At 53.7% G+C, this 13,234-nt stretch carries 11 protein-coding genes; 7 read left to right on the top strand and 4 right to left on the bottom strand.

Translation table 11 applies throughout. The annotated features are described in order from the left end of the window. The first annotated feature begins 39 nt into the window (after positions 1-39). Together J7I43_RS14465 and J7I43_RS14460 are read left to right on the top strand one after the other, a co-directional pair. On the top strand, positions 40-774 hold the full coding sequence (locus J7I43_RS14465) for an RluA family pseudouridine synthase (protein ID WP_209146392.1): 735 nt from the start codon (positions 40-42) through the stop codon (positions 772-774). A gap of 123 nt (positions 775-897) precedes the next feature. Continuing rightward, complete coding sequence (locus tag J7I43_RS14460) at positions 898-2,484, top strand: S41 family peptidase (protein WP_209146391.1); 1,587 nt, start codon at positions 898-900, stop codon at positions 2,482-2,484. Positions 2,485-2,775: 291 nt separating this feature from the next. Here J7I43_RS14460 and J7I43_RS14455 read toward each other — a convergent pair whose 3' ends face one another. Both J7I43_RS14455 and J7I43_RS14450 read right to left on the bottom strand, forming a co-directional pair. Continuing rightward, positions 2,776-3,411, bottom strand: a complete 636-nt coding sequence (locus J7I43_RS14455; protein WP_209146390.1) for a peroxiredoxin — start codon at positions 3,409-3,411, stop codon at positions 2,776-2,778. A 364-nt stretch (positions 3,412-3,775) separates the two neighbouring features. Further along, positions 3,776-4,366, bottom strand: coding sequence for a hypothetical protein (locus J7I43_RS14450; protein ID WP_209146389.1), 591 nt, complete (start codon positions 4,364-4,366; stop codon positions 3,776-3,778). A gap of 96 nt (positions 4,367-4,462) precedes the next feature. Between J7I43_RS14450 and J7I43_RS14445 the strand changes: the two genes are divergently transcribed. Then, positions 4,463-5,467, top strand: coding sequence for a helix-turn-helix transcriptional regulator (locus J7I43_RS14445; RefSeq protein WP_209146388.1), 1,005 nt, complete (start codon positions 4,463-4,465; stop codon positions 5,465-5,467). 55 nt (positions 5,468-5,522) lie between these two features. Here the strand turns inward: J7I43_RS14445 and J7I43_RS14440 are convergent, their stop codons facing one another. Then, the gene (locus J7I43_RS14440) at positions 5,523-6,230 is read right to left on the bottom strand and encodes a LolA-like protein (protein ID WP_209146387.1); all 708 of its coding nucleotides are present in this window, start codon (positions 6,228-6,230) and stop codon (positions 5,523-5,525) included. 108 nt (positions 6,231-6,338) lie between these two features. On the opposite strand from J7I43_RS14440, the gene ade reads away from it, so the two are divergent. Further along, complete coding sequence (ade, locus tag J7I43_RS14435; protein WP_209146386.1) at positions 6,339-7,988, top strand: adenine deaminase; 1,650 nt, start codon at positions 6,339-6,341, stop codon at positions 7,986-7,988. Positions 7,989-7,990: 2 nt separating this feature from the next. Here ade and J7I43_RS14430 read toward each other — a convergent pair whose 3' ends face one another. Continuing rightward, positions 7,991-9,082 carry an anhydro-N-acetylmuramic acid kinase gene (locus J7I43_RS14430; RefSeq protein ID WP_209146385.1) on the bottom strand — a complete coding sequence of 364 codons (1,092 nt, stop codon included), beginning with the start codon at positions 9,080-9,082 and terminating at the stop codon, positions 7,991-7,993. Between the two features lie 97 nt (positions 9,083-9,179). Here J7I43_RS14430 and J7I43_RS14425 point away from each other — a divergent pair, with 97 nt between their 5' ends. The 3 genes from J7I43_RS14425 (at position 9,180) to J7I43_RS14415 (ending at position 13,197) form a co-directional block, all read left to right on the top strand. Beyond that, a complete protein-coding gene (locus J7I43_RS14425) occupies positions 9,180-11,108 on the top strand; it encodes a YfbK domain-containing protein (RefSeq protein ID WP_209146384.1) in 1,929 nt (642 codons plus the stop codon). Between the two features lie 189 nt (positions 11,109-11,297). Continuing rightward, positions 11,298-11,954 carry a uracil phosphoribosyltransferase gene (upp, locus tag J7I43_RS14420; protein WP_209146383.1) on the top strand — a complete coding sequence of 219 codons (657 nt, stop codon included), beginning with the start codon at positions 11,298-11,300 and terminating at the stop codon, positions 11,952-11,954. Between the two features lie 226 nt (positions 11,955-12,180). Beyond that, positions 12,181-13,197, top strand: coding sequence for a PorP/SprF family type IX secretion system membrane protein (locus J7I43_RS14415; RefSeq protein ID WP_209146382.1), 1,017 nt, complete (start codon positions 12,181-12,183; stop codon positions 13,195-13,197). The last annotated feature ends 37 nt before the right edge of the window (positions 13,198-13,234 follow it).

Below are 13,234 nucleotides of genomic sequence, written 5' to 3'. Positions count from 1 at the left end.
CTTGCAAACACAGCAAGGCCGCCTTTCTGAAATACGTCCATGAGACTGGAACAGCTGATCATATTCGAAAACGACGATTTTGTGGCGGTGAACAAACCTTCCGGCCTGCTCACCATTCCCGACCGTCACGACAACGAGCTGGAAGCCCTTTCAGCCCTTCTCAAAAAACATTACGGCCAGATCTTCACCGTGCACCGCCTCGACCGCGACACCAGCGGCATCGTGATCTTCGCCAAACATGAAGCCGCCCACAAATCCCTTTCCCAGCTATTCGAAAGCCGGGACGTGGAAAAATATTACCTCGGGCTGGTCAACGGCGAGTTCACCGACCCGTCCGGCAGCGTGAACGCCCCGATCATGGAGCACCCCGTGCAACGCGGCAAAATGGTGACCAATGCCAAAGGCCGCCCCTCCCTTACCGATTACGAAGTGCAGGAAACCTTCGGGCTGTACAGCCTCGTGCAATTGCGCATCCATACGGGCAGAACCCACCAGATACGCGTGCATATGAAATACCTCGGCCACCCTATCGCCGTGGACCCGCTGTATGGTAATGGTCAGCCCGTGCTGCTGAGCGCCATCAAAAAGAAATTCAGGCTGGGAAAATTCACTGAAGAGGAAAAACCTTTGCTGAACAGGCTCGCCCTGCATGCGTTCCGCATCAGATTTACGGATAGCAAGGGCCAGGCCTTCGAATTGGAGGCGCCCCTGCCCAAAGACATGCAGGCGGTGCTGCAGCAATTGCGGAAACACAAGAAACCGCAAGGCAACTAATTGCCCGTTTTCGTCGTTAGTATGTTAAATTTCAGCGTTTAACCGGTGGATAACAGCATTGGCCGGTTACCGGCGCGGGATTTCACGGAATTGACGTAATTTTCATATAAATCGCTTCAATTTATGATTAAGCTCCGGATCATCTGCACAGTTTTTCTGTGCGCCGCCGCTTTCGCCGCCTGTAAAAAAAGTTCAAAAACGGAGCCTGACCCGCCGCCGCCAACTACGCCTGCCGACGGCACCCGGTTGCAGTTAAGCCTCGACACGCTCTACCTTTTTGCCAAAGAAACCTATCTCTGGTACGATGCCATTCCCGATTACAATACCTTTAATCCCAGGGGTTACGCGGGCTCAGACGATCTTTCCAGCCTGAAAGAAGAAATGTACAAGATCAGCCAGCTGAAAACGAACCCGGCCACCCAGAAGCCTTTCGAATATTACATTCCCAACCCTTCCCGCTCCAAATTTTCCTTCGTGGAAAGCGGTAACCTCGCAAGGGGCATCAAAGGCGCGGTGGACCTGGAAGGAGATGGCAACGACATGGGCTTCCTCGCCATCCCCGTTACTTTCGCCAACGACCCGGTGCCGGGTAAAAGATACGTGTTCGTAGCCTACGTGGAAAAAGGTTCTCCCGCCGCCGCCGCCGGCCTCACCCGCGGTTGCGAGATCACCAAAGTGAATGGCGGCGCCCCTCCCACGGATGCCGGCTCGCTCAGCGCCCTCGCCAATGCCGCCACGCTTAGCCTGGAATTTACCAAAACCAACGGCACCAAAGCCACCGCCAATCTTACCAAAACCGCCTATAAAAACGATCCGCTAGTGGCTTACAAAGTGATCCAGGGCAGCGGTTCCAACAAGATCGGTTACCTCAACCTCATGCGTTTCTCCCGCCTCGACGTGGTAGAAGAATCCCTGGATAATGCTTTCGACGAATTTGCCAACGCCGGCGTGAACAACCTGGTGGTAGACCTCCGTTACAATGGCGGCGGGTACGTGGAAACTTTCGAGCACCTCGCCAACCTCATCGTTCCCCACTCTCTCCACGGCAAAGTGATGTACAAGGAACAGTTCAACGACCTGATGCAGCAGGGCAAAGCCACCATCCTGAAATCGCTGCCCCTGCTGGACGCCAATTACAAACAGCGCACCAGCTCCACCGGCAAGCCGCTTACTTACGCGGATGTGGACTTCACCATTTCCGGCAACGTATTTTATTTCGACAAAAAAGGCGCGCTGGATAATGTGAAAAAAGTGGTGTTCATCATGACGGGCTCCACCGCTTCCGCCAGCGAGCTTACCATCAACAGCCTGCTGGCATACCCCGGCACGATCGACGTAAAAACCGTCGGCAGCACCTCCTACGGCAAACCGGTGGGTTTCTTCGGCATCGGCATCGACAAATTCACCGTGTACATGGCGCAGTTCACCAGCACCAACGCGCTGAACCAGGGAAGCTACTACGCCGGCATGACGCCCGATATGACCGAACAGGACCTTGTTACCCGCGATTTCGGCGACCCGCAGGAAAGTTCCCTCGCCAAGGCCATCAACTATATCAATACCGGCTCTATCGGCGGCAGGCTTTCCAACGCCCGCATCGCCACGGCCAACGGTACGGTGGTAAACGCTTCCGACCTGAAAATGGAACCCGTGCCCGGCGCCGGCTTCAATGGTATGATCGAACACAGGAGAAGACTGAAAGGAGAATAACCACTTCCGGCTAAAAATACCGAAGGGCTGCCCGAAAGGCGGCCCTTTTTATTTACCGGAATTGATAACCAATTATTTATACGAGAGGTACAGGCACAAAAAAACGGGGAAAAATCCCCGTTTCGTAAAATCAAAAACCAACCATTAAAAAAAACGATCAGAAGTAAAATCCATGCAGCCAGCGGATGCCGGTATTTCCCTTCTTTAATATCTTCCCTTCGGCTGGTGGAAGGTGTTTTGATGCTGATTATCCCGGAATGATTGTTTTCATCGCAAAGATAAGGCAGCCATTTATTTATTCGGTTGCGGCGTTGTTCTCAGGTAAGGTTTGATGATCTTATGACCTTTCGGGAACTTGGCCGGAATATCTTCCGTTTTCACTGCCCCGGTCACGATCACGTCTTCGCCGTCTTTCCAGTCTGCGGGCGTAGCCACGCTGTAGTTGGCGGTCAGCTGCAGGGAATCGATCACACGCAGCACTTCGTGGAAGTTGCGGCCGGTGGAAGCGGGATATGTGATGGTCAGCTTCACTTTTTTATCCGGGCCGATCACGAACAGCGAGCGCACGGTGAAAGTTTCGGAAGCGTTCGGGTGGATCATGCCGTAGAGGTTCGCCACCGTTTTATCTTCGTCGGCAATGATGGGAAAAGTCACATCACAGCCCTGCGTTTCATTGATATCGCCGATCCAGCTTTTGTGTTTATCCAGGGGATCAACGCTCAAAGCCAGTACTTTTACGTTACGTTTGGCAAATTCGCCGTTCAGAAGGGCGGTTTTGCCCAGCTCTGTGGTACAAACGGGGGTAAAGTCTGCAGGATGAGAAAATAAAACGCCCCAGCTGTCGCCGAGGTATTCATAGAAATCTATTTCGCCTGCTGTTGTATTTGCCTTGAAGTTGGGGGCTGTATCGCCTAATCTTAAACTCATGGTCAGTTCTTGTTTTGATGAAGATGGAACCAAAAATACTGATTTCCTACAATTTTTATAGACTTTACGGATTTTTTTTACAGTTTTTTAATGCGGGAGGAAGATCGGGCTTGTATTCCAGGGGCGGCAGGCACAAAATTGCCTGCCGGAGCCCTGTTCATACAACAATGGACGGGCGGGGTTAACAAAAAGCCCGGATGTGGCCGTCTTTTCCCCGGGGGCAGCAGTGGGGATCGGGCGGTGTTTCAAAGGGTAACAAGGGACAAATGGACGTTTTGAATGGTTAACATGGGTTCAAAGGATGTTTTTGAAGGGTTAACATGGACAGATGAATGATTTTTTGAGGTAAACAAACGTTGAAGGGCTAATCTTTTTTTACGGATTGCTGCCAGGCGTAATAGGCCAGCGTATATTTCATATCGTCTTCCAGCTCGGCTTTCAGCCTTGCCGTGTTTTCGTCGAATTCCAGTTCGAGGTAACCCATGTACAGCGCATAATGACCTGCCAGCGCGCTCATGCACTGGGCTACGCCGCGGGCGTTGGCTTCCGCCTGTGTGATGGGCTCCGCTTTGCGGATATAAAAACAGTTGTCGCCGGAATATTCCATCCATTCCGTACCGGGCTCGAACTGCGGGCGGGCCAGCTGGAAGCTGAGATTGTCGAACAGCACGGGCTCACCCAGCTGCGCTTCGAAATCGATCATTTCGGGGATCTGCTCCATCGTTTCCAGCTTCTGCACAATGGCCATCTGCACGGCTTCGCTTTTATCTTCCGCGGCGCGCAGCATGGTGTTCAGCACGTCGTAATTCGTCACAAAATCGCATTTGCGCCAGCCTTCCGCCGTTTCCAAATAACCCCAGCAGGTGAGGTAATGCGAATCGTCCAGTATGATCTGGCCCACTTTGATAGCGGTTGCTTCCCTGTAGTCTGTTGTTTGTACGGATACCTTTTTCATATTGCTGAATTGATAACGATACAAAAGTATAGGGGCTTTACGCAGGGGATATGCGTAGCAAAATTGTTTTATTTTAGGGCCTGAAAAAAGATCAGCATGCCTAAAAATAAAGACGCGCTTTCCCGTTACCGCTGGCTGGACGAGCGTTTTCGCAATAAACGCCTGCCCAAACCCACGCTGGAAGACCTGGTGACCTTCGTGTCTGACAAAATGGACAAGTCCATCGCCGTGCGCACGATCCAGAAAGATATTGAAGACATGCGCAACGACGCGGAGCTGAATTATTTCGCGCCTATTATATACGACCGCAGCAAACGCGCCTACTATTATTCCGACGAAAACTTCTCCATCAGCAACAGTCCCATCGACGAAGCGGACCTCCAGGGGCTGGAAGTGGCCATCGGCATATTAGAGCAGTTCCGCAGCCTGCCGGTGATCCAGCGGTTTGAAGACGCCATCCTCAAGATCGCCGCCAGCCTCAAAATGAACCGCCAGGAACTGGAAAACCGCGGCCTCATCAAATTCAGCCGGGGCAGCCAGTACAAAGGCGCCGAACTGATCCCCGAGATCGTGGACGCCATCAAGAACTTCGAAGTGATCCGCATCGCGTACCAGAGCTTCGACCGCAGCGAGCCGAAAGAACATTGGGTGGAACCTTACCATCTCCGCGAATACAATCACCGCTTTTATCTCATCGGCAAAAGCCAGAAAGCCAAAGGCGGCACCCTGCTTACCTTTGCGCTCGACCGCGTGGTGAACCTCTGGCCTACGGACAAACATTTTGACGAAAAAAATTTCGACGACGCCAGTTATTTCCAGCACGCCATCGGCATCACGGTTTCGGAAGGCGAACCGGAAGAGATCATTCTTTCCTACACGCCGCACCAGGGCAAATACGTGAAAACGCAGCCCCTGCACCCTTCGCAGCAGGTATTGGTAGACGATGAGAACGAATGCCGCATCAGGCTGAACATTGTAGTGAACCACGAACTGGTGATGCTGCTGCTCAGCAACGGCAGCCGCGTAACCGTGCTGCAGCCGCAGCACCTGGCGGAGCGCATCCGTGATGAAGCGAAGGAAATGGCCAAAAAATACAAATAAAAAAAGAGGCCGCTCCGCAAGGAACAGCCTCTTTTCTTTTATCGTTTGCCGGTGTTTATTTCACGGGTTTCTCGAAGATCTTTTCATCCACCGGGGGATTGTAGGTCACTTTCGCGATCTTCAGCTTCACGCCCGCGGGCAGCGTTTCCACCACGGATGCAAAAGTGTAGCCGTCGTCCGCTTTTTTATAGTCGCCCAGCACGTTCACGATTTCCTGCCCGCCAACATTCACGGTTCTTTTGGCGATCAGATAACTTTTGGTATCCAGGAAATAATTGGCCACGTTGCCGTCTTTCCGGGTGAGTTTGATCTTGTATACTTCCGCACTGTCTTCGGATTCTTTGCCTATCAGTTCAAGCGTATTGCCTTTTTCTTTTGCGTTCACCAGTTCGCCTTCGATGTCGATCTCCGGGGCGAGATCTTTCAGATCGTCTGCGGAAACGTCGGTAGGCTCGGTCTGTTGCTGGATGCCCAGCAGGTTCCAGCCGCCGGTGGTGGTGGCCACCTGGATGTTTTGGGTGCCGTTCACTTCAAACTCGATGCGCATACCGCGTTTATTGATGATCGTAGCTTTGAAGGGAAGCTCCATGCCCTGCGCTTCCATCGTTCCTTCGGTGGTGGTTGCTTTGAGGTTGGCGAGTTTTTCTTTGCCGCCCATCGCTTCAATGTGTTTGCCGACGATTTCGTCCACTGTCTGTGCTTGCGTGTTAACCGCGGCGCCCGTAAGGGTTATGGCGAGGGTTAACATCAGGAGATTTTTCATAAAGATCAGTTTAATTGATAGATCGGATCAGGTACAAATGTATTCCTTTGACAGAACTGGCAAAATGAATTAGGTTTTCTTTAACGGTTTTTCACGAGTTTTACGCCCATGAACCAGATACAGCTGGCCGGCCATGTGGTAGACATTCCCGGCAGAAGAACCTATCCCGCTGTTGTTTCCGTCGCAGGCGGAAAGATCGAGAGCATCACGCCCGCCACGGCTGACGTGCCGCGGCGCTTCATCCTTCCAGGTTTTATAGACGCGCATGTGCATATCGAAAGCGCCATGCTGGTGCCTTCCGAGTTCGCAAGGATGGCCGTGGTGCATGGCACTACCGGCACCGTGTCTGACCCGCACGAGATCGCCAATGTATGCGGCGTGGAAGGCGTGCAGTTTATGCTGGACAACGGCGGGAAGGTACCGTTCAAATTCTGCTTCGGCGCGCCGTCCTGCGTGCCCGCTACTATTTTCGAAACGGCCGGGGCAAGTATAGCCGCCGCTGCCGTTGACCAGCTGTTGCAACGGCCGGACGTGTATTATCTCTCCGAAATGATGAACTATCCCGGCGTGCTGCACCAAGACCCTGAAGTAATGGCGAAGATCGCCGCGGCCAAACGATACGGGAAACCGGTGGACGGTCATGCCCCGGGCCTGCGCGGAAAAGATGCAGGCCGTTACATCGCCGCCGGCATCAGCACCGATCATGAATGTTTTACGCTGGAAGAAGCGCTGGACAAATTGCAGTACGGCATGCACATCCTCATCAGGGAAGGCAGCGCGGCGCGGAACTTCCAGGCGCTTTCCTCCCTGATCGATTCGCATCCGCAAATGGTGATGTTCTGCAGCGACGACAAACACCCGGACAATCTCGAGGAAGGGCACATCAACGTACTGGTGAAACGCTCGCTGGCAAAAGGTTACAACCTGTACAACATTTTACAGGCCGCCTGTATTAATCCCGTGCGGCATTACGGCATGCCCGTAGGCCTGCTGCAGCCGGGCGATCCGGCGGATTTTATTATCGTGGACAATCTAACCGATTTCACTATTTTAGAAACATACATCAACGGCACGCTGGTAGCGCAAAACGGGGAAACGCTCATTCCTTCCGTGCCCATCGTTCCCATCAACCGTTTTCAATGTTCCCCCAAAACGCCCGCCGATTTCCGCATCGCGAGCCATGAACAGACAACAAGAATAAAAGTGATAGAAGCGCTGCAGGGGCAGCTGATCACCAACCGCATCAGCGCGATCCTGTGCAGCCACAACGGCAACCTCACCTCCGACGTAACGCAGGACGTGCTGAAAGTAGCCGTAGTGAACCGTTACAACGATGCGCCGGTAGCCTGCGGGTTCATTCATCATTTCGGTTTAAAACACGGCGCCATTGCCTCCACGGTGGCGCACGACAGTCATAACATTATCGCCGTGGGCGCGGACGATGAAAGCATCTGCAAAGCGGTGAACGAACTGATCGCCTGCAAAGGCGGCATCAGCGTGGTGTCTGACAGTCAGAGCGAAGTAATGCCCCTGCCGGTGGCGGGATTGATGAGTGCCGAAGACGGTTATGCGACAGCCCGTCGCTACAGCCAGATGGACCAGGCGGCTAAGGCCCTGGGATGCAGGCTGGACGCGCCTTTCATGACACTATCATTTATGGCGCTGCTGGTGATCCCACACCTCAAACTGAGCGACAAAGGATTATTTAACGGGGATGATTTTACGTTCGAGGAACTGGTTTTCCCGGAAGATGAATAACCTTACCCTTCTCCCAGGTACAATGCGCCGTTTATGCTGTCGCGGCTGGCGCCCGTCACGGAGCTGAGCGCGTTTGGCTGCTGGCGCCAGCGCAATGCGCCGATCAGCGCCATTACCAGCGCTTCCTTGTAGGCGACCGTCTGTTCATCGGGCACTACCACCGTAATGCCCAAAGGCTCCAGCTGCGATTTGACCGTTTTGATGAGGAAATGGTTGAACGCGCCGCCACCAGTTACCAGCAATTTCTTTTCGGGTGTGTTTTCGCCGGACACGGCTTTTACCGCCGCGGCGACTTGCTGCGCGATATGTTCCACGTAGGTGCGCAGTTTGCCCTGCACGGAAAGCGTATATGTGCCTATCAGCGGCAGGATCACCCCGGTTCCGAAATCGTTGGCAAGTGATTTAGGGAATGGCTGCGCGTAATATTCCTGCGCGTTCAGCGCGTCGAGCAATTTGGCGTCTGCAACGCCGCCTGCGGCCAGTGCGCCATTCTCGTCGTAGTTTTTGCCGAGAGCCGAGACCAGTGCGTCCAGCACACGGTTGGCGGGACACACGTCGAATGCATGGTATACGTCGCCGGTTTTCGCGGAAAGATTGGCGATGCCGCCAAGGTTGAGCCAGTAATCGTATCCATGGAACAACAGCTTTTCGCCGATGGGCACGATGGGCGCGCCCTGGCCGCCGAGCGCCACGTCCATTGAGCGGAGATCGCTGATCACGGGCAGGCCGGTTTCCGCCGCAATGGCCGCGCCGTCGCCCAGCTGGGCCGTCATTTTTTGTTCGGGGATATGAAAGGTGGTATGGCCGTGCGAAGCGATGAAATGCACCCGGTGCTCGAGATGATGGCGGCGGATAAATTCCTTCACCTCCCGGCCGATATAATGACCGTAGGCCGTATGCAGCAGCTGGTATTCCCGCGCGGGCAGGCCCACGGCAGTTTTCAGGTCTTGCACCCATTGGGCACCGTAAGGCAGGCATTCGGCCGCGTGGATCACATATCCCCATTGGCCGCGCACTTCGCTCAGCTCCACAAACGCGATGTCGAGCCCGTCCAGCGAACTGCCTGACATTAAACCGATTACATTATATACCATGCTGCGAATTTGTGCAAAGATAACGGGAAGGAAAAATTTTTTTATGGAATAACTACTATTTCCTGCATCTATATCCCGGAAACAAACCCGAACTGTCATGAAAAAACTACTCCTGTTTTTGCTGGCCGCCTTCCCTGTACTGATGGCCTGCGCTCAAAATAAAACGGAAAAAACGATCACCGGGCAGGTAGTATCTGCCACAGATCAGCTGCCGGTACCCGGCGCCCGGGTGGTGTTTGCGGGCACGCGTTTTACTGCCGTTACCGATTCGGCGGGCAGTTTTAGTTTTAAGTCGAAGATGGATTCGGTAACGATCCATGTATTATTTATCGGCTACATGCCTTTACAGCAGCGGGTTTCGATGAACGCCAGCAACATCCGAATGGAGCTGCGGGAAACGCAGGAGGCATTAAAAGATGTAGTGGTAGCGGGTTACGGGAAACCTAAAAAAGATAAGACCGTATCTGAAAAAGACTTCAAATTCCCACCGCTTGCAAACGACGCAGAGGTCAAGATGGAAGAAGTTGTAGCTGCGGGCGTAGTTTCGCCGCCGCCGGGTGCGGTTTACTGTTTTGTTGAAGCTCCCAACACCAACGAGTTCAGCAGCATCAGCGAAAACAAATTCCATACCGTGCAAAACGAGCCGCTGAGCACGTTTTCGGCGGACGTAGACCGCGCTTCGTACACGATCGTTCGCCGCGCGCTGGCTAATGGAGAGCTGCCTTATGCGGAAGCCGTGAGGGTGGAAGAACTGATCAACTATTTCGATTACAATTACGCGCCGCCGCAAGACCAGCACCCGGTGGCGATCCATACCGACCTGGCCGTTTGCCCCTGGAACAAATCCCACCAGCTGGTGCGCATCGGCATCCAGGGCAAACGCATACCCACAGGCAATCTCCCTCCTTCCAACCTCGTGTTCCTGCTCGATGTGTCCGGCTCTATGGACGAAGAAAACAAACTGCCGCTGGTGAAACAGGCGTTTAAGCTGCTGGTGCAGCAGCTGCGGCCGCAGGACCGTGTGTCTATCGTGGTGTACGCGGGCGCGGCAGGCACTGTATTGCCGTCTACCCCCGGCAACCAGAAAAGCCGCATCATCGCCGCGCTTAATAAACTGGAAGCGGGTGGCTCCACCGCGGGCGGGGAAGGCATTCAGCTGGCTTACCGCATTGCGCGCCAGCACTTCATCAGTGAGGGCAACAACCGCGTAATACTGGCTACGGACGGGGATTTCAACGTAGGTATCTCCAGCGACCGCGAGCTGGAAAAACTCGTCGAAAAAGAAAAACAGCACGGCGTGTTCCTTTCCGTGCTTGGATTTGGAATGGGCAATTATAAAGACAATCACCTTGAAACCCTTGCAGACAAGGGAAACGGGAACTATGCCTATATCGATGATTACGAAGAGGCCCGCCGGACCTTCGCTACGGAGTTCGGCGGCACCCTCTTTACCATCGCGAAAGACGTGAAACTGCAGGTGGAGTTTAATCCAGCGCAGGTAAAGGGTTACCGGCTGATCGGCTACGAAAACAGGATGCTGAACAAAGAAGATTTCAACGACGATAAAAAAGACGCCGGCGATATGGGCTCGGGCCATACTGTGACCGCGCTGTACGAGATCGTGCCTGCCGGTGCGAAAATGCCCGAAGGCGGTTCCGTAGACCCGCTGAAATACCAGCGCAACACGCCTCCGCCCGCGCCGCTGGCCCCGAACAGGGAAGTGCTGACCGTAAAACTACGATACAAAACGCCGCAGGGCAATAAAAGCATGTTGCTGCAGCAAGTGTTGCAGCCCGGCGCGAAAGACATATCAGCCTGCCCGGCCGACTTTCGTTTAGCCGCTTCCGTGGCACAGTTCGGCATGCTGCTGCGTAACAGTCCCCACGCCGGAAAATCGCGCTACGAAGACGCGATCGGGCTGGCGGTTTCGGCCAAGGGCGAAGATCCCGAAGGGTACCGGGCGGAGTACATACAGCTGTTGAAAAAAGCAAAGGCGATCAGCGAATCGGTGGCGAAAGAAGATTAGGTGTTCAATATAGAGCAAGGCTGCCGGGGAAGGCCCTGCAATGCCCGGGGCGGACGGGCGCGGGGGCTGCCGGCGCCTTGTCGGCACAGTTGCGGCGAAAGGTTAATAAATCCTTTCGCCGCAGTGCTTTTAGCCCTTGGTAAGCTAAAAAGTGGTATTTTGGCGTGCAAACGCAAAATGGCAGGGCTTATGATTATCAATTTGAGTGAAACTAATTCGCTCGTGGGCGAATGGATGAGCGAGATCAGGGACGAAATCATTCAGACAGACAGGATGCGGTTCCGCCGGAACCTGGAAAGGCTGGGCGAAGTGGCTGCTTACGAGATCAGCAAAACCCTCACTTTCGTAGACAAGGAAGTGCAGACGCCGCTGGGCACCGCCACCTGCGGGGTAATCAAACAGCAGCCGGTGCTGGGCACCATCCTGAGAGCCGGGCTTGCCCTGCACCAGGGCCTGGTGAATTATTTCGACAAGGCGGACCATGCTTATATTTCCGCTTACCGCAAACATAACCGCGACGGCAGTTTCGAGATCAGCCTGGAGTATGTTTCCTGTCCCCCGCTGGACGGGCAGGTGCTGATCCTTTCCGATCCTATGCTGGCCACCGGGGCTTCGCTCGTAAAAACCATCGATCACCTGGCCGAGTTTGGCAAACCAGCTCATATCCATATCGTTACGGCCATCGCCTGCACCATCGGCATCGAGTATGTACAACGGAATGCGGATGCGAACATCATCAGCATCTGGGCCGGCGACATCGACGACGAACTGACGGCCAAAGGCTACATCGTGCCCGGTTTGGGCGATGCCGGCGACCTGGCTTTCGGCACCAAAGTGCAGCAGTAACAAATTGGAGAATTTTGCGTTTTAAAGGAAGAAAACCCTCCGTTCCCGCGGAAGTTTTGTGCGTCAACCAGAACCGTGAGCCGTCGATCGTAAACATGTATTCCAGTTCAAAACGAAGCAAATACAATAGCCGGTTTTCATTATATAGATTTAATTTGAAATATGAATATTGTTTTGTAGCTTTGGATTATATAGTGTCCCTATATGTTTTATAACCGTTGAAGTGATGAAAAAAGTTCTACTCCTATTAACCATTACCCTTTATGCATTCAGCTCCGCCAAGGCGCAAGATCCGCATTTCACGCAGTTCTTCGCCTCTCCGTTGACGCTGAACCCGGCTTTTACGGGGTACTTCTCCGGTGATCTCCGTCTTTCCGGCAACTACCGCTCCCAATGGCGCAGTATTGCTTCACCGTATATTACCGGCACGCTGGCCGCGGACTTCGGCATCCTGAAAAATACGATCTCCTACACCGATACCTGGGGCGTAGGCATCCTGGCGCTGTACGATAAAACCGGCGGCGGCGCGCTTAATTCCAACTATGTGGCCCTGAGCACCGCGTATCATAAAGGTCTCGACGTGGAAGGCAATCATACCCTCGGCATCGGCCTGCAGGCGGCTTTCGTGCAAAAACGGGTAGACCAGAGCAAGCTCATTTTCGAGCAGCAGATAGGAGACAACGGTTACGACCCCGCCCTTCCCAGCGGCGAGTCCATCACCAATCTTGCCATTTCTTACATGGATTATAACGTGGGGTTGTTGTATAGCGGCCTGGTAGGCGAATCGTCCAACCTGTATTTCGGCGTGTCTTATTATCACTTCACACAGCCTACGGAAACGTTCCTCAATGCGGACAACAACCGCCTCAGCTACCGTTACACCGTGCATGGCGGCGGTTCATTCCCCGTAAACGGCAGCAACCGCATTCACCTAAGCGCGCACTACATGAAGCAGAACCAGGCCGTGGAAACCACCATGGGCGGGGCTTACGGCTTTATGCTCAACGATATGCCCGACGCTCCCACCATCTTTTACCTGGGCGCCTGGTTTCGCCTGAAAGACGCCATCAACCCCTATGTGGGGCTTGAGTTCAACAGCGTTAAAGTAGGCCTGAGTTACGATCTGAACGTATCCACCCTGAAACCCGCTTCCAACTACCGCGGCGGTATGGAGCTTTCAGTGATCTACATCCGTACAAGAAACGATAACAAGAAGAACGGCACGCTTTGCCCGAAATTCTAACCACTTTCTCATAATAAGAAGGGCCGGCTCAGAGATT

The organism is Chitinophaga chungangae (assembly GCF_017742215.1).
In the GTDB taxonomy this organism is placed as follows: domain Bacteria; phylum Bacteroidota; class Bacteroidia; order Chitinophagales; family Chitinophagaceae; genus Chitinophaga; species Chitinophaga chungangae.
The sequence above is the reverse complement of the archived record's forward strand: the minus strand, read 5'-3'. Positions and strand labels throughout refer to the sequence as shown.